This is a genomic window from Bacillus sp. CCNWLW194 (assembly GCF_037120585.1).
Lineage (GTDB): Bacteria > Bacillota > Bacilli > Bacillales > Bacillaceae_G > Bacillus_A > Bacillus_A basilensis.
The window spans coordinates 101,820-121,977 of the sequence record NZ_JBBBBL010000008.1 but is presented as its reverse complement, the minus strand read 5'-3'; the positions used below and the strand labels follow the sequence as shown (position 1 = coordinate 121,977).

General features: G+C 34.0%; 21 protein-coding genes and 1 pseudogene. 17 read left to right on the top strand and 5 right to left on the bottom strand.

All coding sequences use genetic code 11. The features are described from left to right. Nucleotides 1-3 precede the first annotated feature (3 nt). The 5 genes from V7S50_RS19065 to V7S50_RS19045 all read left to right on the top strand — a co-directional run bounded on the left by V7S50_RS19065 (nt 4) and on the right by V7S50_RS19045 (nt 4,565). On the top strand, nt 4-1,443 hold the full coding sequence (locus V7S50_RS19065) for a GntP family permease (RefSeq protein ID WP_242251810.1): 1,440 nt from the start codon (nt 4-6) through the stop codon (nt 1,441-1,443). Between the two features lie 39 nt (nt 1,444-1,482). Continuing rightward, nucleotides 1,483-2,685 (top strand): alcohol dehydrogenase EutG, encoded by a 1,203-nt coding sequence (gene eutG, locus V7S50_RS19060; RefSeq protein WP_242251811.1) that lies wholly within the window; start codon nt 1,483-1,485, stop codon nt 2,683-2,685. 183 nt (nt 2,686-2,868) lie between these two features. Further along, a complete protein-coding gene (locus V7S50_RS19055; protein ID WP_060630658.1) occupies nt 2,869-3,567 on the top strand; it encodes an aspartate/glutamate racemase family protein in 699 nt (232 codons plus the stop codon). An 87-nt stretch (nt 3,568-3,654) separates the two neighbouring features. After that, nucleotides 3,655-4,128 carry an SAM-dependent methyltransferase gene (locus V7S50_RS19050; protein WP_063223296.1) on the top strand — a complete coding sequence of 158 codons (474 nt, stop codon included), beginning with the start codon at nt 3,655-3,657 and terminating at the stop codon, nt 4,126-4,128. Next, nucleotides 4,125-4,565, top strand: coding sequence for a GNAT family N-acetyltransferase (locus V7S50_RS19045; protein WP_242251812.1), 441 nt, complete (start codon nt 4,125-4,127; stop codon nt 4,563-4,565). Before V7S50_RS19050 ends, V7S50_RS19045 begins: the two co-directional genes overlap by 4 nt. A 56-nt stretch (nt 4,566-4,621) precedes the next feature. Here the strand turns inward: V7S50_RS19045 and V7S50_RS19040 are convergent, their stop codons facing one another. Both V7S50_RS19040 and V7S50_RS19035 read right to left on the bottom strand, forming a co-directional pair. After that, nucleotides 4,622-5,149 carry an HAD-IIIA family hydrolase gene (locus V7S50_RS19040; RefSeq protein ID WP_242251814.1) on the bottom strand — a complete coding sequence of 176 codons (528 nt, stop codon included), beginning with the start codon at nt 5,147-5,149 and terminating at the stop codon, nt 4,622-4,624. Between the two features lie 29 nt (nt 5,150-5,178). Beyond that, on the bottom strand, nt 5,179-5,610 hold the full coding sequence (locus V7S50_RS19035) for a GNAT family N-acetyltransferase (protein ID WP_242251815.1): 432 nt from the start codon (nt 5,608-5,610) through the stop codon (nt 5,179-5,181). A gap of 153 nt (nt 5,611-5,763) precedes the next feature. Here V7S50_RS19035 and V7S50_RS19030 point away from each other — a divergent pair, with 153 nt between their 5' ends. From V7S50_RS19030 to V7S50_RS19005, 6 genes and pseudogenes are all read left to right on the top strand, one after another. Further along, nucleotides 5,764-6,474: an ABC transporter ATP-binding protein gene (locus V7S50_RS19030; RefSeq protein WP_242251817.1), complete on the top strand. Its 711-nt coding sequence runs from the start codon at nt 5,764-5,766 to the stop codon at nt 6,472-6,474. Further along, on the top strand, nt 6,467-7,666 hold the full coding sequence (locus V7S50_RS19025) for an ABC transporter permease (protein ID WP_242251818.1): 1,200 nt from the start codon (nt 6,467-6,469) through the stop codon (nt 7,664-7,666). The genes V7S50_RS19030 and V7S50_RS19025 overlap by 8 nt, the downstream gene beginning before the upstream one ends. 282 nt (nt 7,667-7,948) lie before the next feature. Continuing rightward, on the top strand, nt 7,949-8,536 hold the full coding sequence (locus tag V7S50_RS19020; RefSeq protein ID WP_063223301.1) for a YpjP family protein: 588 nt from the start codon (nt 7,949-7,951) through the stop codon (nt 8,534-8,536). A 105-nt stretch (nt 8,537-8,641) separates the two neighbouring features. Next, nucleotides 8,642-9,277 (top strand): HAD family hydrolase, encoded by a 636-nt coding sequence (locus tag V7S50_RS19015; protein WP_242251820.1) that lies wholly within the window; start codon nt 8,642-8,644, stop codon nt 9,275-9,277. A gap of 1 nt (nt 9,278) precedes the next feature. After that, nucleotides 9,279-9,662, top strand: a pseudogene (locus V7S50_RS19010) (VOC family protein). A gap of 11 nt (nt 9,663-9,673) precedes the next feature. Then, nucleotides 9,674-10,606 (top strand): aminoglycoside phosphotransferase family protein, encoded by a 933-nt coding sequence (locus V7S50_RS19005; RefSeq protein ID WP_242251822.1) that lies wholly within the window; start codon nt 9,674-9,676, stop codon nt 10,604-10,606. A gap of 34 nt (nt 10,607-10,640) precedes the next feature. On the opposite strand, the gene V7S50_RS19000 is transcribed toward V7S50_RS19005, so the two are convergent. Together V7S50_RS19000 and V7S50_RS18995 are read right to left on the bottom strand one after the other, a co-directional pair. Continuing rightward, complete coding sequence (locus V7S50_RS19000; RefSeq protein WP_242251824.1) at nt 10,641-11,924, bottom strand: S41 family peptidase; 1,284 nt, start codon at nt 11,922-11,924, stop codon at nt 10,641-10,643. Between the two features lie 126 nt (nt 11,925-12,050). Beyond that, on the bottom strand, nt 12,051-13,508 hold the full coding sequence (locus V7S50_RS18995; RefSeq protein WP_242251825.1) for a serine hydrolase: 1,458 nt from the start codon (nt 13,506-13,508) through the stop codon (nt 12,051-12,053). Between the two features lie 198 nt (nt 13,509-13,706). On the opposite strand from V7S50_RS18995, the gene V7S50_RS18990 reads away from it, so the two are divergent. The 5 genes from V7S50_RS18990 to V7S50_RS18970 all read left to right on the top strand — a co-directional run bounded on the left by V7S50_RS18990 (nt 13,707) and on the right by V7S50_RS18970 (nt 19,022). Beyond that, nucleotides 13,707-14,663 carry a thymidylate synthase gene (locus tag V7S50_RS18990; RefSeq protein ID WP_242251827.1) on the top strand — a complete coding sequence of 319 codons (957 nt, stop codon included), beginning with the start codon at nt 13,707-13,709 and terminating at the stop codon, nt 14,661-14,663. 19 nt (nt 14,664-14,682) lie between these two features. Beyond that, nucleotides 14,683-15,171 (top strand): dihydrofolate reductase, encoded by a 489-nt coding sequence (locus tag V7S50_RS18985; RefSeq protein WP_060630671.1) that lies wholly within the window; start codon nt 14,683-14,685, stop codon nt 15,169-15,171. A 157-nt stretch (nt 15,172-15,328) separates the two neighbouring features. Beyond that, a complete protein-coding gene (gene pbpC / locus V7S50_RS18980; RefSeq protein ID WP_242251828.1) occupies nt 15,329-17,314 on the top strand; it encodes a penicillin-binding protein 3 in 1,986 nt (661 codons plus the stop codon). Between the two features lie 241 nt (nt 17,315-17,555). Then, a complete protein-coding gene (locus tag V7S50_RS18975) occupies nt 17,556-18,191 on the top strand; it encodes an FMN-dependent NADH-azoreductase (RefSeq protein ID WP_063223308.1) in 636 nt (211 codons plus the stop codon). A gap of 111 nt (nt 18,192-18,302) precedes the next feature. Next, entirely contained in the window at nt 18,303-19,022 is a 720-nt protein-coding gene (locus V7S50_RS18970; RefSeq protein WP_242251829.1) for a lysophospholipid acyltransferase family protein, read from the top strand. A 41-nt stretch (nt 19,023-19,063) separates the two neighbouring features. Here V7S50_RS18970 and trhA read toward each other — a convergent pair whose 3' ends face one another. After that, nucleotides 19,064-19,720 (bottom strand): PAQR family membrane homeostasis protein TrhA, encoded by a 657-nt coding sequence (gene trhA / locus V7S50_RS18965; protein WP_242251830.1) that lies wholly within the window; start codon nt 19,718-19,720, stop codon nt 19,064-19,066. Between the two features lie 213 nt (nt 19,721-19,933). Here trhA and V7S50_RS18960 point away from each other — a divergent pair, with 213 nt between their 5' ends. After that, nucleotides 19,934-20,119 carry a twin-arginine translocase TatA/TatE family subunit gene (locus tag V7S50_RS18960; protein ID WP_000492443.1) on the top strand — a complete coding sequence of 62 codons (186 nt, stop codon included), beginning with the start codon at nt 19,934-19,936 and terminating at the stop codon, nt 20,117-20,119. Nucleotides 20,120-20,158: the final 39 nt, after the last annotated feature.

Genomic DNA, 20,158 nt, shown 5'->3' with positions numbered 1-20,158 from the left:
TAATTGGAGCTAGTTATTATATTATTAGCACTTAGTTTACTTATGTTTGTAGCATATAGAGGTTTTTCTGTAATTTTATTTGCGCCAATATTTGCGTTATTTGCGGTATTTTTGACAGAACCTAGTTTTGTATTACCTTTCTTTTCGAACATTTTTATGGAGAAAATGGTAGGTTTTATTAAACTATATTTTCCTGTGTTTTTACTTGGAGCAATATTTGGGAAAGTAGTAGAAATGTCAGGGATTGCGGACTCAATTGCAAAGACAATTATAGAGTTAGTTGGTGAAAAACGTACAATATTAGCGATTGTATTAATGGGTGCTATTTTAACGTATAGTGGTGTTAGTGTGTACGTAGTAGTATTTGCTGTATATCCGTTTGCAGCTAAGTTGTTTCGACAAGCGAATATTCCGAAGCGTTTAATTCCTGGAACGATTGTTCTTGGAGCAGTCACGTTTACGATGGATGCGCTACCTGGATCACCACAAATTCAAAACGTAATACCAACAACATTTTTCAAAACAGATATTTATGCTGCACCGGTACTTGGGATTGTAGGAGCAATTTTTGTTCTTACATTAGGTTTACTATATTTAGAGAGTAGACGTAAGAAGGCAAAAGCAGCCGGTGAAGGATATTTTGGTTTTAACGATGGGAATATCGAAATGGCAGCATCTTTGCAAGCAGAACAAAAAGATATGCCGCTACTTAAAAGTATTGAAATTACAAGAACACAGCAAGTAATTGCTTTTATTCCACTTATTTTAGTAGGTGTAATGAATAAAGCTTTTACTATTATGATACCGAAGTGGTATCCGAACGGTTTTGATTTTTCTTCAATTGGTATGAAGACATTTGGAAAAGTAGAATTAAGTGCAGTAGTTGGTATTTGGTCAGTAGAATTGGCACTTATTATAGGTATAGTAACAACGCTATTATTATATTGGAAACGAGTAGTAACAGGGTTTCAAGCTGGATTAAATACAAGTATTGGTGGAGCGCTACTTGCAACGATGAATACAGGAGCTGAGTTTGGATTCGGTGGTGTCATCGCAGCACTTCCAGGCTTTGCGATTATGCGAGATGGCATCTCTGCCACATTCACAAATCCCCTCGTGAATGGAGCAGTCACGACGAATATTTTAGCTGGTATTACAGGCTCTGCATCAGGAGGAATGGGAATCGTTTTAAGTGCAATGGGAGATAAGTTTATTGCAGCAGCTAATCAATTTGATATTCCATTAGAAGTAATGCACCGTATCGTATCAATGGCATCAGGAGGAATGGATACATTGCCACATAACGGGGCTATTATTACTATCCTTACAGTAACGGGATTAACTCATAAACAATCTTATAAAGATATCTTTGCCATCACAGCATTGAAAACGCTTGCTGTATTTTTGGTTATCGCATTCTATACTTCAACAGGAATTTATTAAGATTAGATAATAAATGAATGATAAGAAGGGGTGGAGTACTTGCAAGAAGTTGCTGAGTTTCGTATGCCGAAGTCTGTATTATATGGGAGAAATTCACTTGAAAAACTGGGGGAACAATCAAAGAAATTGGGGAAAAGAGCTTTCATAGTTTCTGATACAATTATGGAGAAATTAGGGTACATTGAAAAGTGTATAAAACAACTAAATGCAAAAGGTATTACTACTATTACATATAATAAAGTGAATGCAGAGCCTACAAATATACACGTGTTAGAAGCATTAACTGTATGTAAAGAAGGAAAATGTGATTTTATTATCGGTCTTGGTGGTGGAAGTTGTATTGATGCTGCGAAAGCAGTTGCGGTGTTATATACAAATGGTGGAGAAGTGGAAGATTATGTTCAAAAGAATTTAGAAATAGACAATGATCCGCTACCACTTATTGCAATTCCAACAACTTCTGGCACTGGATCAGAAGTAACAAGTGTAGCAGTAATAACGAATAAACGAACAGATGTAAAAATGATGATGAAGCATCCAAGTTTTACCCCGCAAGTAGCTATAATTGACCCGATTTTAACACGTTCGGTACCAGCTCATATAACAGCAGCAACAGGGATAGATGCATTATGTCATGCAGTCGAAGCATATATTTCTAAAGTTTCACAATCACTTACAGATGTACTCGCTCTTTCAGCAATTGAAAGTATTATGAAGTATTTACGTATTGCATATGAAGATGGAGAGAATATGGAGGCAAGAGAAGCGATGATGATTGCTTCCTTACAAGCTGGAATTGCATTTTCGAATGCATCTGTTACATTAGTTCATGGAATGTCAAGACCAGTAGGAGCATTATTTCATGTACCACATGGTATATCGAATGCAATACTATTACCTACAGTTTTAGAATATACAAAAGGTAGTGCGGTAAAAAGATTAGCGGAAATTGGCCGCTGTTTAAATAAAGATTTGTATTCAGATTGTGATGAAGAAGTAGCTGACTACACGCTGAGGGAAATAAAAAAACTTTGTTTTGATCTTCGTATTCCAAATTTAAAAGAATATGGAATTTGTGAAGGTGAATTTGAAAAAGCTATTTCTAAAATGGCGTCAGATGCAATTGAAAGTGGTAGCCCAGGAAATAATCCACGAGTACCATCCTATGATGAAATCAAGCAGTTGTATCGAGAATGTTTTCATTATCGATATGAAGATTCTATAAAAACATTGAAGTTTTAATTTCAGAATATTCAATAAAAATTTCCGAGGAAATGAATTTAGAATTAATCTTCATTATTAACATCTTATTTAGTTAAAAACAAGACTTTATATGATAAACGTAAAGTCTTGTTTTATTGTGTATAATGTACATAATAAAATATCATTATTAGTTGTATAAAAATAGTTTAGGTAGGTGTTTGTATGAAAACGATAGGTCTTATTGGTGGGATGAGTTGGGAATCAACTTCTGAATATTACCGAGTCTTAAATGAAGAAATAAAAAGTAGATTAGGTGGGTTACATTCAGCTAAATGTTTAATTAATAGTGTGGATTTTGAAGAGATTGAACGATATCAGTCTAGTGGTGATTGGGATGGTGCAGGAGAAATTCTAGGGAATGCAGCACATTCATTACAAAAGGGAGGAGCAGACTTTATAATTATTTGCACAAATACAATGCATAAAGTAGTTGGAAAAATAAAGGAGTATATTCATATTCCAATCGTACATATTGCTGATGCAACTGCAAAAGAAATTAAAAGAAAAGATATTCAAACAGTTGGTTTGCTTGGAACTAAATATACAATGGAGCAAGATTTCTATAAGTCACGTATTGAAGAGAATCATATAAAAGTAATGGTACCATCAGAAAAGGATAGAGATAAGATAAACGAAGTAATATATACGGAATTGTGTTTAGGAAAGATAACATCTCAATCTAGAGTATATTATAAAAGAGTTATAGAAGAGCTAGTACAAGAAGGAGCACAAGGAATCATATTAGGTTGTACAGAAATAGGATTATTAATAAAGCAGGAAGACGTATCCATTCCGATATTCGACACAACTCATATACATGCAGTTGAAGCAGTTAATTTCGCCTTACAAAATAGAGTATAATTATATTATGTAACCTATTGCGCATGTGTGGAAAACATTCAGAAAATATTTTATAATGTAAGTGGTTACATTTAAGGGGGAATGCGTATGTTTTCAGTTCAACCAATCGCATTTGTACATAATGAAAGAAGGGAAATAAAAGATGATGAGTGGGGAGAAGTAAGATCCTATATTACTTTAACTGAAATGTATACAGAGGAAAGTATACAAGGGATTGAAGATTTTTCTCATATTGAAGTAGTTTTTTATTTTCACAAAGTAACTGATGAACAAATTCAATATGTTGCTAGACATCCTAGAAATAATCATGATTATCCTAAAGTAGGGATTTTTGCACAGCGCGGGAAAAATCGTCCGAATCGCATAGGAGCAACAATTGTAAAGGTAATTAAAAGAGAAGGTAAATCAATCATTGTTGAGGGGTTAGATGCTATTGATGGCACCCCTATATTGGATATAAAGCCAATAATGAAAGAGTTTATGCCGAAAGAAGAAATTCTACAGCCTAAATGGGCAACGGATATAATGAGACAGTATTGGAAGGGGAACGGAGTAAAATGAGAATATATGAGGCAACAATTGCAGATTTAGATGGACTAGCATCAGTTTTTAATAACTATCGTATGTTTTATAGACAAGATTCTGATATAGAAGGAGCAAAAGTATTTTTACAAAATCGAATGGAGAGAAAAGAATCTGTTATTTTCGTGGCAGTTGAAGACGGTGAATATATTGGATTCACGCAATTATATCCATCATTTTCGTCTATTTCGATGAAAGAATTATGGATTTTAAATGATTTATTTGTACAAGCTGCTAAGCGCGGAGCAGGAACAGGAAAAAAATTATTAGAAGCTGCGAAAGAATTTGCCTTAGAAAATGGTGCAAAAGGTGTAAAATTACAAACAGAGATAGACAATCTATCAGCGCAGCGATTATACGCTGAAAATGGATATTTGAGAGATAATCGTTATTTCCATTATGAATTAACGTTTTAAATAATAATAGATTAAAAGAGGCGCTTTCATTTTGAAGGCGTCTCTTTTAATTTGCATTATAGTTGATTTAAAACCCAATTTGTCGCATCTTCAAAGTTTTCTGCAATGTAGTTTGGTTCAATATGTGCCCACTTGTCTCGGTACGTATGTAAAGCGTCGTAGCCAGCGCCTGTTCGTACTAAAATTGTCGTCGCATTCACTTTTGCTCCTGCAACGATATCAGTCCAGCGATCACCAACTACAGCACATTGTGTTAAATCAAGCCCATGTTTTTCCGCTGCTTTAAGAAGCATACCTGTACTTGGTTTCCGGCATTCACAACCATCACCATGTTTATGAGGACATACGTAAATATTATCAAAACCGAAGCCTTCTAATTCTTGTGAAAAATCGGCTATAGTCGCTATTCCATCCGCAATACCTGGTTGATTTGTGAAAGAGAAAATTTTTATATTTTGAGCTTTTAGTTTTTGCAAAGCTGCTTTTGTAAAGGGGAATAAAGTAAAAGATCCAGGGTAATGTATAGTAGTGTCACCGCCAATTGTACCGTCACGATCAATGAAAATTGCTTGAATGTTTGCCATAGTTATAGTCCTTTCCATTAAAAAGTAGTTTAAAAATATTTTACAAATCGATAGCCATTTACTTCATATCCCAATTTTTTATAAAAAGGATGAGCTTCTACTCGTTTTGTTCCACTAACTAGCCATGTGCCAATGCAATTATGCTTCTTTGCTAATTGCTCTGCATAATCCATTAATACTTGTCCAATGCCTTTTCGTCGTATTGTAGAATCAACGCTAATAATTGAAATTTCTCCATACCGAGTTACATCTTCTAAATTTTCACGTATACGAAACCCAAGTAATCCAAATATAGTTTTTTCTTCCTCATAAACATATAAAAAATCAAAAGGGCTCATTTGTACGAATTGTAATCGGTTGTTCATATCTTCATACGAAATAGAGGAACCTTTTAGTTCTGTTGTTAAAGAGCAAAGTGCATCTATATCGTCTATCGTCGCTTCACGAATTTGAAAAGACATATTATCCACTCCCATTAAATGTAATCAAACATTAAGTATTCTGTTAAAAAATATTTATTCCTGCTACGAAAATAAATAATTTATAATGATATATAGATAGTTATATGTTATTCTTTTCCTTGTTTGTATTGGAAATGGAAAGAAGGGGAATGTATGTTAGAAGTAAATATCCGCTCTGCTGGATATGAAATAGGTGAAAAAACAATTCATGATATCGCTTTTTCTATTGAAAAAGGTGAATTAGTTGCTCTTATTGGCGCAAATGGTGCCGGAAAAAGTACGACGATTAAAACAATGCTAGGGTTGCTTGTAAATGTGAATGGTGAAATATCATTCGGTGAAAAGAAAAATCCGTATGCATACGTGCCAGAACATCCAACTTATTATGATTATTTGACGCTCTGGGAACATATTGAATTATTAATGGCTGCTCGAGGAAACGAAGTAGGAAGCTGGGAAAGGAAAGCGGAAGAGTTATTACATCTGTTTCGAATGGATAAGCATAAACATGAGTATTTATCAAAGTTTTCTAAAGGTATGAAACAAAAATCGATGCTTATATTAGCGTTTTTAACAGAACCAGATTTTTATATCATTGACGAACCTTTTATCGGACTAGATCCAGTAGCTACGAAAGAATTTTTAAGTTATTTATATAAAGAAAAAGAACGCGGGGCAGGAATTTTACTTTGTACGCACGTATTAGATACAGCTGAAAGAATTTGCGAAAGATTTTTACTCATTTCGCAAGGAATATTAGTCGCAGATGGACATTTAAAATCTATCCAAACGTTAGCAGAAATGCCGGGTAGTTCATTATTAGACTGTTTTGATGTAATCGTAAGGCGTGAACAGCATGATTAAACAACAATTTTATAAAAGATTGCGCCATGAACTAGGGCGGAAATGGAAATCCATACGTTCTATAACTGATTGGACAGTTGGGCTATATATTATTATTCCAGCACTTATATTTATAGGGATTTATTATCGTTCACTGTGGATAGAAGAACAATCGATGAGAGAGGCGGTTTATTTTGGATTAGGTCTACTGGCATTTTATGTGATTACATATGCAAGAGGAGTTCGTTCATTTTTTAAGCAAGCGGATAGTTTATTTTTAATTTCGTATCCCGCACACATGCAAAAGTTAATCCAGTATGGCATGACATATACGTTTATTCGGATAGCGATAACGAATGTAGTGGTAGTAGTTTCCATGTTACCAGTGTTGATAAAAAGTATTGGAGTGACGAAGGTACAAGTCGTATTATTTTGGCTATTCTTTACTGTATTTCGATTTATGTTGTCGTTGTTAACGAGATTTATTCATGTACGTGTGGGGAAACGATGGCTACTATGGATTATAAAAAATGTTATATTTTCTATAAGTCTATCCTTTTTTGGGGTGAGTCTGTTTCTTATTTATAAAAATCCATTTTATTCTATACTATGTATCGGTCTAGCAGTTTTTCTAATTATCGTATTGATAAAAGAAAAACTAAATTATAAAAATTCATTTTTTAAAGAGGTTGAGAAAGAGAAAGAAGAAATTATGCGCTGGACGAGTGGGATTATGCAAGTTGGTGGTCATGCAGCTAAACCGAGTAGTTCGAATAAAAAACCGTGGATGTTTCCTCGTTCTAAAAAGTTTTTAGGGAAGAAAAACGATTATCGTATTGTTGAATCCTTTTTGAAAGAATTTTTCCGTACAAGTAGTGCACGAATATTTTATATTCAAATTGTATGTATAAGCACAGTAAGTATTATTATGAGTCCGAGGTGGATTGCGGCTATTATTCTCTTATTTGCCTTAGTTGCAATTTCTCGCTATGCACGTGATTATTGGAATGAATTTACGAAAAAAATGTTTCTTCATTTATATTGTGATGAAGGTAAATTACTATTGTTAAGATGGAAGTCAGATCGCTATTTATTACTTCCAGTAATACTTTTGTATGGAATAGTTATACTTTCTCATTTTTATTTATTACCAGCTGTAATTGCTGGGATTATTTTTATAGTATTGATTGTTTGGATTGTATTCTTACCATAGAAAAAGAGCCGGAAAAGGGCTCTTTTTCTAGTCTGTAACACATTGATAAATAAAATATATTAAAACGAGTATACTTGCGGCGGAATACATGACATCTAAAGTCATCTGGTGGCCTCCTCATTGTTGTTGTATTTTATTGTATGAAATCTTACAATTTCATATTCAAGTGAAAAATATGTGAACGTTAACAAAATTGTAAAGTGCAAAAATTACAATCATTTTGTATAATAGAAGAAACAACCGTTATATAAAATATAATGAGTGAAAGGGGAGGGAACATAAATGCCAAATTGGTTTAGAAAAACCTTAGTCGCATTAATTACCGTATTTACATTTGGTTTAGTGACGCCTCCTTCCATATTACTTGATAATGCCAAAGCTGCGGACAAGCCTACGAGCACAGCTGGGCAACCAAATTTGGAGAGCACGTCCTATACATATGAAGAAACGAATGACAGGTTAACCACCGATACTTTTATTACTTATGCGATGCAAGAAGCAGAAAAACAGTCTATGCAAAAGTTTGGTACTAAAATTGGTCCAGTAATTGAAGATGAGTTTAAAGATGTAGTATTACCAAAAATTGAAGAGGCAATTGCTGAACTTGCAAATGATGTACCAGAGGAGTCGTTACAATCATTAGCAATTTCTCAAAGACCGGCTGGTGGAAATAATGAAAAGATTTTTCACGTTTATGATACGAAATCAGGAAATGATTTACTTCGATTTCATGTAAGACGAGATCATCCACCGCAAGATGGTTACTATTTTAATTTCCACTATCATCGTTTTGATGATGGATACTCAGGACATCATGAATTAGGAAATATTTATTGGAATACGAATGTACCACCAAAATGGCTTTCTTAAAAAGAACAAGAGAAAATCTTGTTCTTTTTTATTTTTATAGAAGGGTAAGACAACTATGTTGTTGAATAAGATAGGTTTAGAAAAAGAAGTAAAGGGTGTATGGGAATGCAAAAATATATTGTTTTTGACTTTGATGGCACATTAGTAGATTCACAAAATATATTTGTACCAATTTATAATCAACTTGCTGAAAAGCACGGATATAAAACGGTAAGGGAAGAAGAAATTGAGTATTTACGTAAATTAACGATGCCAGAGAGATGTAAAAAGCTCGATGTACCACTGTATAAACTACCAATTTTAGCGCTGGAGTTTTATAAAATGTACCAACCGGCTATAAAAGACCTCGTTTTATTTCATGGGATGAAGGATGTATTAGATGAACTACATAAAAAAGGCTATGGAATTGCGGTCATATCCTCTAATTCAGAAGAGCATATTCGGGCATTTTTACACAATAATGATATAGAAAATATTCAAGAAGTATATTGCTCTAAAAACTTGTTCGGTAAAGATAAAATGATTAAAAGGTTTTTAAAATCGAAAAAGATAACAGAGAAAGATATGTTATATGTCGGTGATGAACAGCGAGACGTAGCAGCATGTAAAAAGGCTGGGGTGAATGTAATTTGGGTATCTTGGGGATATGATGTCATTGAAACGGTAAAAAAAGATGCGCCAGATTTTATGGTCAATACGCCGATGGAAATTGTCCAAATAGTACAGGGGGCGTATTCTTAATATGAATACACTTCGAGAAGGTATTCATATTATTGAATTTTCGGTAGCAAATTAAGAGGAAGCCATTTCTTTTTATGATATGCTTTTTTCAATAATTTGATGGAGAAAGTTAAATGATGTATATAGTACAGGTGAAAGTAAAATATATTTTAAAGAAGTAGATGGGGAGATTGTAAAGACTTTAGGACCAACACATATTTGTTACCAAGCTATTAAAAGAGAAGGTGTTGATGAGGTAGCAGAGTTTCTTTCTAGTACGAAAGTGAACGTAATACGTGGTCCAATTCAAATGAATCATTATTCGGAAGGGTACTATACGATGGATTTTTATGATCCGAATGGGTTTATTATAGAAATAGCGTATACACCAAATGTAGAAATATAAGGGGAATAAATATGAAGACAATTACAGCAGGGCAAAACAATATAAAAATAATAAAGGATGCAACAAATATTGAAGAAATTTCTAAAGGTTTCTCACCCGATAAGAAATATGTAATTACGAATGCGAATAATGAAAAATATTTATTGCGGACAGGCGATATAAAAGAATATGAAAGAAAGAAAATAGAGTTTCAAATTTTAAATGAAATGCAAAAGCGTAGTGTGCAAGCTCAAAAACCAATTGAAATGGGGGTATTAGCAGAAGATGGCTTATGCTATGGCATTTTTTCATATTTAGAAGGGGAAGATGCGAAGAAGCTATTGCCTACGTATTCACCAAAAGAACAATATGAAATTGGTATAGAGGCAGGAAAAGATTTAGCAAAAATGCATACATATGAAGCTCCTAATGATATACTTCCATGGTATGAAAGAGCAATGAAAAAACATCAAAAATATGTAGAGGCATACAAAACATGCGGAATAAAAATAAAAAATGATGATAAAATCATTAAGTTTATAGATGAAAATGAAATGTATTTACAAAACCGCCCGAATCGATTTCAACACGATGATTTTCATTTAGAAAATATAATTGTAGGGGATGGGAAATATGTAGGTGTTGTTGATTTTAATGGTTATGATTGGGGCGACCCACTCCATGATTTCGTAAAAATTGCACTATTTGCAAGGGACATTAGTATCCCATATGCGATTGGACAAATTACTGGATATTATAACGGAATAATACCTGAGGAGTTCTGGAGATTATATGCGGTGTACGTTGGCATGACGGTTTTCTCTTCAGTTGTCTGGACATTACGAGCAGCACCGCATATGTTAGATGATACGTTAGAACGTCTTACTGTAGTTTTAGAGGATCATAAAGATTTTGAGCTATTAAAGCCCATTTGGTTTCAACCAGAAAAGATTAATATGAAATAGAAAGGTAGGTGTGAGTCACATCTACCTTTATTTTTTACCATTCTTCGTTTTGAAGTAGTTGTAATGCTAACTTTAAATCTACGTCTTCTTGTATATGTTCCGGAGTCCACGAGATATGTATATGTGGTTGAATACCAATTCCGGACATTCCTTCGCCTTTATCTATAATTGAAAGTCGTGAAGTAGGGTAGTAAAGAGCGAATGTATCAGCCCATTCCATTACTGCTAAATTAGAATAATCATTTACACCAGCAGTAGGACGACCTATTACTTTTACTTTCAATGATTTTTTTGCAACTTCTACAAAAGAATCACCGGAACTTCCGCATGTAACATCTGTTAATATAACTACTCTATTAGGTGATTTTCTTCCGTGTATTTTTAATGATTGAAGTTCTTTTGGTAACCCAGAGGTATCAAATGTAACGAATCCTTTTTTATAATTCTTTTTTAAATCTTGAATAAACATATTAGTGAATAATTTGGAAAGTTCGTCTAAAGAATCATAATCTTCCATTTCGATGTCTTTCATACGTAAATGAAAGTTTCGTTCTGTATGATTAAATTGCATTGTATCTGAAGGATCCAAAAGAGAAATTTCTTTGTCTTCAAATAAGTAAGGAAGTAGGTTGAAAAATGCATCATCACTTCCGCCACGATTTAATTGAACATCAATAATTAAGTTTGGAAAAGAATTAAGCTCATTTTTGTGTGAGTCTAATAGTTTATTAATAGCTTCAATATTTGCAAAATCCGTCAAAGTAATTAAGAGTGTATCTTTATTATACTGTTTCAATGAATAAATAGGCGTGTATTCGCTTTGTTTATACTTTTGTAAAGTTATGGTTTTAGTTACTCCATTTTCATCTATAAGTGTACAATTTGATGATTTTAATAAAACATAATCCCATTTTTCACGTTCATATGTATTCTCATTTAAATACTTCTTATATTTTATTAATAGCTCAGGAACTTTCATATTATCTAATGCTAGAATAGACTGTCCCTTTTTCACTCTTATTTCCTGTGAAGTGGATGTAATATATAGGCGGTCTTCGTATCTTTTTACTTGAAAGCCAACACCGTTAAGCGGTTGATTGTTAGAGATCATTTTGAAAAACATATGATTATCTTTAAAGTCTAATAAGTAATCACGTACAATCTCAGTAAATTGTACTGGTGTTAGTTCTCCTTGCTTCTCTAGTTTCTCGATTGTCTGTAAATAAGTAGTAGGATTGTCCCATCCTTTCTTATCTATACAACCTGAATAATCGTGATGAGTAATTGAAACAATTTCTTTAAAAATTCCTATGTACACAGCTTTTCCTCCTGGTAATTTAATTAGTTGAATAATAGAATTCTGTGCCTGTTACGTATTATCCTTTTTTTGATGGGGGATTTAAAAGGAAATAGAGGGAAGTGTTATCATCCCTCTATTTAAAATTTATTTAATTTTCTTAAATGCAAGCGGCTGAGTACTTAACATAGCTGGTACATGTAACTGAAGGGATGGGAATTCACCGTTCACATTCATTTCATATGCAAATAATAGATTCATTTTCATTTGGAATAAGTCAACTTTTGCAGAAAAGATGTCGTAATGATGGTGCCCTAATTGAATGTCCATTTCCATGAATTGTACAAATAATGAATCATCTCGCTTGTATACTTGTAATGTTCCGTATGCCGGATGTTCGAAAGTACCAGTATAATCCTCTAATTTATGAGAAGGTGTAGTTCCTTTTATTTGTTCTGGAATGGATTCAGTTGCTTCTTTCATCATTTCCTTCATTTTTTCAGTATCTTCTACAGCACGTTTATGCCAATCAATGGATTCTAACTCAAGTAGCTCGTCATAAATTTGATTAGCAAGATAAGTAGGAAGTAATGTGCCTCCAGCATTCGTTAAAATGACAAGGCCAATGTTTTCTGTTGGTATGAATGAAACAAGCGCTGAAAATCCATCAATATTACCACCATGATGAATCACCTTATTACCACGATAAGCGCTAATAAACCAACCAAGGCCGTAACTATTTAATGGAGATTCAGGAAGTGATAAAACTGGTTGATCTGGAATGGAATTGTGCGGTGTATACATTTGTTGTAATAATTCAGGAGAAATTAATTCATGCTCTCCAAATTCCCCTTGTTTTAAGTGAAGAAGGACCCAATTGGCCATATCTTCAATTGTAGAATTAATACAACCAGCAGCCCCAACTGTATCGATGTTGCGGAATGGAACTTCTTTTACTTCACCGTTATTTTCGATGTAAGGTAAAGCATAATCATCTGTAGTTTGTGAATCTGTAACAGAGAAGTTTGTATGTCTCATATTTAAAGGTTCTAAAATATGTTCTGTAGCGTATTGCTCCCACGTTTGATTCGTAATGTTTTCTACAATATAACTAATTGTCGCATACATTAAGTTGTTATACAGAAATGATGTGCGGAACGGTGCATCAAGCGGTAAATGTTTTATTTTTTCAACAAGATCTTCTCGAGATAAGGAAGAGCTATACCAAAGAGCCTCATGACGACTTACCCCAGTACGATGAGAAGCTAAATCTCGTCCTGTAACTTGTGAGCTAGCAAGTAGTTCAGATAAAGAGAAGTTTGGTATATAAGACTGGACAGGAGTATCCCAATTAAACTTTTTTTGCTGTGCTAATAAACTTAATGAAAGTGTGCCAAAAGCTTTTGTTGAGGAACCGATTGCGAACCGAGTACTCGGTGTAACAGGCTCTTTTGTCTCTAAATTACGATAGCCGAAACCTTCTGAAATAATAACTTCACCGTCTTTTATAATAGCTACAGCAACTCCAGGAACATTTAAATCCTTCATCATTTTTTCAACTGTCGTTTGTAAAGTAGTCATTACAGGAGTTTCAATTTTAGACATACTTCTAACCTCCAAATATAAATTTTTCCCTACCGCCCTATACTTTCGGTAATAGAAAATGAAAACCTTTTTAATTATGGAAAGTTAATAATTTTGTAAGAATTACTGAAATAAATTTTATTAATCAAGATTATTAAATTTGCTGTTTTTCATGTTATGATAAATTCCATATAAGATTGAAAGAAGGTTTTTCTACATATGAAACATGCTGAAAATGAATACTTAAATTTATGCCGTCATGTAATGGAGCACGGTACGAAGAAAGAAGATCGTACAGGGACAGGAACTGTATCTGTATTTGGTTATCAAATGCGTTTTGATCTAAGTAAAGGTTTTCCTTTATTAACGACAAAGAGAGTGCCGTTTCGCCTTGTAGCAAGTGAATTGCTTTGGTTTATGAAAGGTGATACAAATATTCGCTATTTATTGCAGCATAATAATAACATTTGGAATGAATGGGCATTTAAGAGCTGGGTAGAAAGCGACGAGTATACTGGTCCTGACATGACTGATTTCGGTCTTCGCTCACAACAAGATGAGGAATTTAAAGTGCAGTACGATGAGCAAATGGAATTGTTTAAAAAGAACGTTCTAGAAAATGATGATTTCTCAAATAAATATGGTTATTTAGGTGACGTATACGGAAAGCAGTGGCGTGCTTGGAAAACGACAGCTGGTGAGACGCTTGATCAATTAAAAGATGTAATTGAAATGATTAAAAAAACGCCAGACTCACGTCGCCTAATTGTTTCCGCTTGGAATCCTGAAGATGTACCAAGTATGGCATTACCGCCTTGTCATACGCTATTCCAATTTTATGTAGCAGATGGCAAACTTTCTTGTCAGCTATATCAAAGAAGTGGTGACATATTCCTTGGAATTCCATTTAACATTGCAAGTTATTCATTACTAACACATTTAATTGCACATGAATGTGGTCTTGAAGTGGGTGAATTTGTTCATACAATTGGAGATGCACACATTTATACAAATCATTTTGAGCAAATAGAAAAGCAATTGGCACGTGAACCACGTCCATTCCCGAAACTTACATTAAATCCAGATGTGAAATCTGTGTTCGATTTTGAAATGGAAGACTTAACGATTGAAGGATATGATCCACACCCAGCAATTAAAGCACCGGTTGCAGTGTAATTGTAGAGGAGATGAAAAGATGATAGTTTCATTTATGGTCGCAATGGACGAGAATAGAGTAATTGGTAAAGATAATAATTTACCTTGGCGTTTACCGAGTGAATTACAGTATGTAAAAAAAACAACGATGGGTCATCCGCTTATTATGGGCAGAAAGAACTATGAAGCGATTGGTAGACCACTGCCTGGAAGACGTAATATTATTGTAACTCGTAATGAAGGATATCATGTGGAAGGCTGTGAAGTAGCACATTCTGTAGAAGAAGTGTTTGAGCTATGCAAAAATGAAGAGGAAATTTTTATTTTTGGCGGGGCGCAAATTTATGATCTCTTTTTACCTTACGTAGACAAGTTATATATAACAAAAATCCATCATGCATTTGAAGGAGATACATTCTTCCCAGAAATCGATATGACAAATTGGAAAGAAGTTTTTGTAGAAAAAGGTTTAACAGATGAAAAAAATCCTTATACGTACTATTACCATGTATATGAGAAGCAGCAATAATAATAATAAAGGTTGATGTGAAAATTCACATCAATCTTTTTATTTGTATTCATCAATATGAGTTTATAGATGACATTCGATAGTGCTATAATGAAAGATGCATGTAAAAATGCTAAAATTTTCTAAAGTATTTGTGTAGAAAAAGGAGGAGAATCGATTGAGAAAGATATGGGGGATTCTTTTTCTTTGCTTAACATTCATGTTAGTTGGATGTGGTAAAGAAGAAAAACCACAAGAAGCATTTGATACATATGCAAAAGCATGGAATAAACAAAAATTTGCAGAAATGTATGATCAATTATCAGAAAAGGCAAAAAAAGATATTTCAAAGAAAGAGTTCACTGAGAAATATGAAAAAATTTATTCTGGCATTGAAGTGAAAGATTTAAAAGTAGAAACAGGGGAAGTAAAAGAAGATAAAAAAGATGAAGGTCCTGTCCCTTTTAAAGTAAGCATGGATACAGTGGGTGGTAAAATCACTTTTGGCCATGAAGCAAAAATGGTGAAAGAAAAAGATGGAGATAAAGAATCTTGGAAAGTAGATTGGACTCCTGATTTCATATTCCCAGGCATGACGAAAGATAGTAAAGTGCGCATGCAAACGACGCAACCAAAACGAGGAGAAATATATGACCGTAACGGTAAATATCTTGCGGTAAATGGTAAAGCCTCTGAAATCGGAATGATTCCTGAACAGCTAGGGGATGCTGCTCCGCAAACGAAAGAAACGGTAGCGAAGTTGTTAAATATGTCTGTAGAAGAAATTGATCAAAAACTAGCAGCTAAATGGGTAAAACCAAATTACCTAGTACCAATGGGAATATTGCCTGAAGGAGCAACACAAAATACGTACATAGATTTACCGGGTGTTGCAACAAAACCAGTAAATGTTCGTTCATATCCATTAGGAGAAGCAGCAGCACATCTTACTGGTTATATTGGAAAAGTGAATGCTGAAGATTTAAAAACGCTACAAAAGAAAGGCTATCAAGCTGATGATCCAGTAGGTAAAGCTGGTTTAGAGCAAGTACTGGAAGAAAAGCTACGTGGTAAAAAAGGCGGCCGTGTCTTTGTAGAAGATGCACAAGGAAAAGAAATTAAAAATTTAGCCAAAACAGATGCTGTTGATGGGGAAAATGTAACTTTAACGATTGATAGTGCTGTTCAAGACGAAATTTATAATGAAATGAAAAATGAGGTAGGATCAAGTGCAGCAATTAATCCAAAGACTGGAGAAACACTTGCACTTGTGAGCACGCCAGCGTATAATCCAAATACGATCGCAAGAGGGGCGTCAAAAGCGCAACGTGATGCGGTAAATAGTGATCCGAAGAAACCGATGACGAATCGATTTACACAATTATCAGTTCCAGGATCTGTATTTAAGCCTATTACAGCTGCAATCGGTCTTGAAACGAAAACAATTGATCCAAAAGAAGAGTTGAAAATTGAAGGATTAAAATGGACAAAAGATTCTTCTTGGGGTAATTATTATGTAACGCGTGTAAAAGATGCAAATCCGGTTGATTTTGATAAGGCGATGAAATACTCGGATAATATTTATTTCGCACAAGAAGCTTTGAAAATCGGAAAAGATAAATTTATGAGTGAAGCGAAAAAATTCGGATTCGATGAGAAATTACCAATTGAATATGGATTCCCAGCTTCTAAAATCGCCAATGATGGTATTAAAAATGATATTCAAATGGCAGACACAGGTTATGGACAAGGGCAAGTATTAATGACGCCACTCCATCTAGCATTAACGTACGCACCAATTGTTAATGATGGAAACATACCTTCTCCATACATTATTAAAACAGATAAGCAACCAAAAGTTTGGAAAGAGAATGTCATTTCAAAAGGCAATCAGGATATATTAAAAACTGCTATGACGAAAGTAATTAATGATCCAGATGGTACAGGGAAAATTGCTAAAATTGATGGCATGACTCTTGCTGGGAAAACAGGTACAGCGGAATTAAAAGTATCAAAAGAGACTGAAGGAAAAGAACTAGGTTGGTTCGCTGCATTTGATTTAAATTCACCAGACATGGTCATTACAATGATGATTGAAGATGTAAAAGGTAGAGGTGGAAGTAATATTCCAGCTGAAAAAGTGAAACATGTTTTTCAAAAATAATATGTAATAAAAGGCTATCTCTATAATTTGTAGAGGTAGCCTTTTTGTATGAAAAAATTCTTAATATCTATATAATTAATTTTAAAGAAACAAAATAAATCATTAACTTACGAAAAAAAAGTAGCTATTTTTTATTGACATTAATTAAAACTTTTCGTATTATACTTACATAAGGTAAGTTATTAACTTTTAAAAAAATAATCTTGAATTAAAGGTAAAGAGAGAAAAGGGAGAGAATACAATGACAAAAGTACTATTTATCACAGCAAATCCAAATTCAGCAGAAGGTTCTTTCGGAATGGCAGTAGGAGAAGCTTTCATCGAAGCTTATAAAAACGAGCATCCACAAGACGAAGTTGTAACAGTTGATTTATTCAATACTACTGTACCAGCAATTGATGCAGATGTATTTGCTGCTTGGGGTAAATTTGCAGCAGGTGAAGGATTTGAAACTTTAACTGAAGCTCAACAACAAAAAGTTGCAGCAATGAACACAAACTTAGAAACATTTATGCATGCAGATCGTTATGTATTCGTAACTCCAATGTGGAACTTTAGCTATCCACCAGTAGTAAAAGCATACTTAGATAACTTAGCAATCGCGGGTAAAACATTCAAATATACTGAAAATGGTCCAGTTGGCTTATTAGAAGGTAAAAAAGCACTTCACATTCAAGCTACAGGTGGCGTTTATTCTGAAGGAGCATATGCAGCTGTAGACTTCGGTCGCAATCACTTAAAAACAGTATTAGGATTCATCGGTGTAAACGATACTGAATATATTGCAGTTGAAGGTATGAATGCAAATCCTGAAAAAGCACCAGAAATTAAAGAAGCAGCAATTGCTAATGCTCGTGAATTAGCAAAACGTTTCTAATATAGAATACTTAAAAATGTCCAAACACTTGCTGTTTGGACATTTTTTCTTCTTTTTCCTTCGTTTGTCTAGTATAATGAAGGTCGGAATGATAATAGGTGGGGGTTCTGTATGATTCAAACGTTTTTTAAAATCTTTTATTTAATTTTAATCGTAATAGCGATTACACCGAGAATGTGGCGTCTTAAAAGACAAGTAAATACGATGTCGCCACAAGAAAAAGATAATGCTGTGTACAAAACGACAAATTGGTTTGGTAAGAAAATGGTACGTGTAGCTGGTGGGGCAGTAGAAGTTAAAGGACTTGAAAATGTCCCGAAAGACAAGCCGGTACTAGTTGTAAGTAATCATCAGAGTAATATGGATATCCCTATTTTACTAGGTTACTTAAATAAACCAATTGGATTCGTTTCAAAAGCAGAGATTAAAAAGTTTCCAGTTGTACCAACTTGGATGGAACTTATGAATTGTGTATTTATGGATCGTAGCGATCGTCGTCAATCACTTCAAGCAATTAAAGATGGAATTGAGCTATTAAAGAATGGACATTCTATCGTAATTTTCCCAGAAGGGACAAGAAGTAAGGGTGGCGAAATTGGAGAGTTTAAAGCGGGAAGTTTTCACCTTGCAGTAAAATCTGGTGTAGCAATTTTACCTGTAACATTAGATAGGACATATAAAATGTTTGAAGCGAATGGAAACCGAATGAAACCAGCTCGTGCAACAGTAACAATTTCTAAGCCGATTACACCTGAAGAGTATGCGAATATGGATATTAAAGAGTTAACGAAGCATACACAGGAAGTTATCGCATCACAATTACATAAGTAATAAAAAAGGTTTCAGCTTGATATAAGCTGAAACCTTTTTTATTATGCTGTAGGTAAGACGTAAAAGAGTACGCAGAAGAACATCATCGCACTACCACCTAAGACGAAAAGATGCCAAATGGCATGATTGAAAGGCAACTTTTCCCAAAGGAAGAATATAGCCCCTACAGAATATAAAATTCCGCCCGCTAAAAGTAGTGAAAACCCATGTCCAGTTAGATTTTCATAAAGTGGTTTAATGGCAACGATTATAAGCCATCCCATAATGATATAACATAACGTTGATGCCTTAATAAAGCGACGTACAAAGAAGATTTTGAAGACGATACCCCCGATTGCTAGTGTCCATATAATAGCGAGTAACGTCCAGCCTAATATTCCGCGAAGTGTAATAAGTAAAAAAGGAGTATATGTGCCAGCGATTAATAAGTAAATGGCTGAGTGATCTAGTATAGTAAATAATTTTTCTACTTTTGGATGGTGAATGCTGTGTAGCAATGTTGAAAACAAGTACAGTAAGAACATGCTTACACCATAAACCGTAAATGCAACTACAGCAGATGCGGTACCATGCTTAGAGGCGTGAATAATCAATATAATTAAGGCAGGGATGCTTAAAATGGCACCGATACCATGTGTAATTGCATTTGCAATTTCTTCTTTAACAAACTGCGTCATTCGTGTCATTTTTTCAGTCATAATGCAAATCCTTTCTACTATCATAAAATAATATGTCGTTTCCCTTACCATATCATACACAAGGGCAATAGAAAATGAAATTTGTATAATTGATTATATTTTTGAATTTTTTTGACAAAAGGCAATGGATTTGTTGACGTTTTCAAACTTTTTTGACAAAATAAAATTATGTAATAGTAGGACAAGGAATCTACTAATAAAGGGGATGGAGAAATGTTTTCAAATATTGGCTTTCCAGGGTTAATTTTAATTTTAGTAGCTGTACTCATTTTATTTGGGCCTAAAAAATTGCCGGAGATCGGAAAGGCTTTAGGGGAAACGTTAAAAGAGTTTAAAAAATCAACGAAAGAATTGACAGATGACGCATTTCAAGAGAAGGAAAAGAAGGAGAAAATGTAATGGATTTTCCTTGTAATGGATAAATAAAGTGTGGTGAAC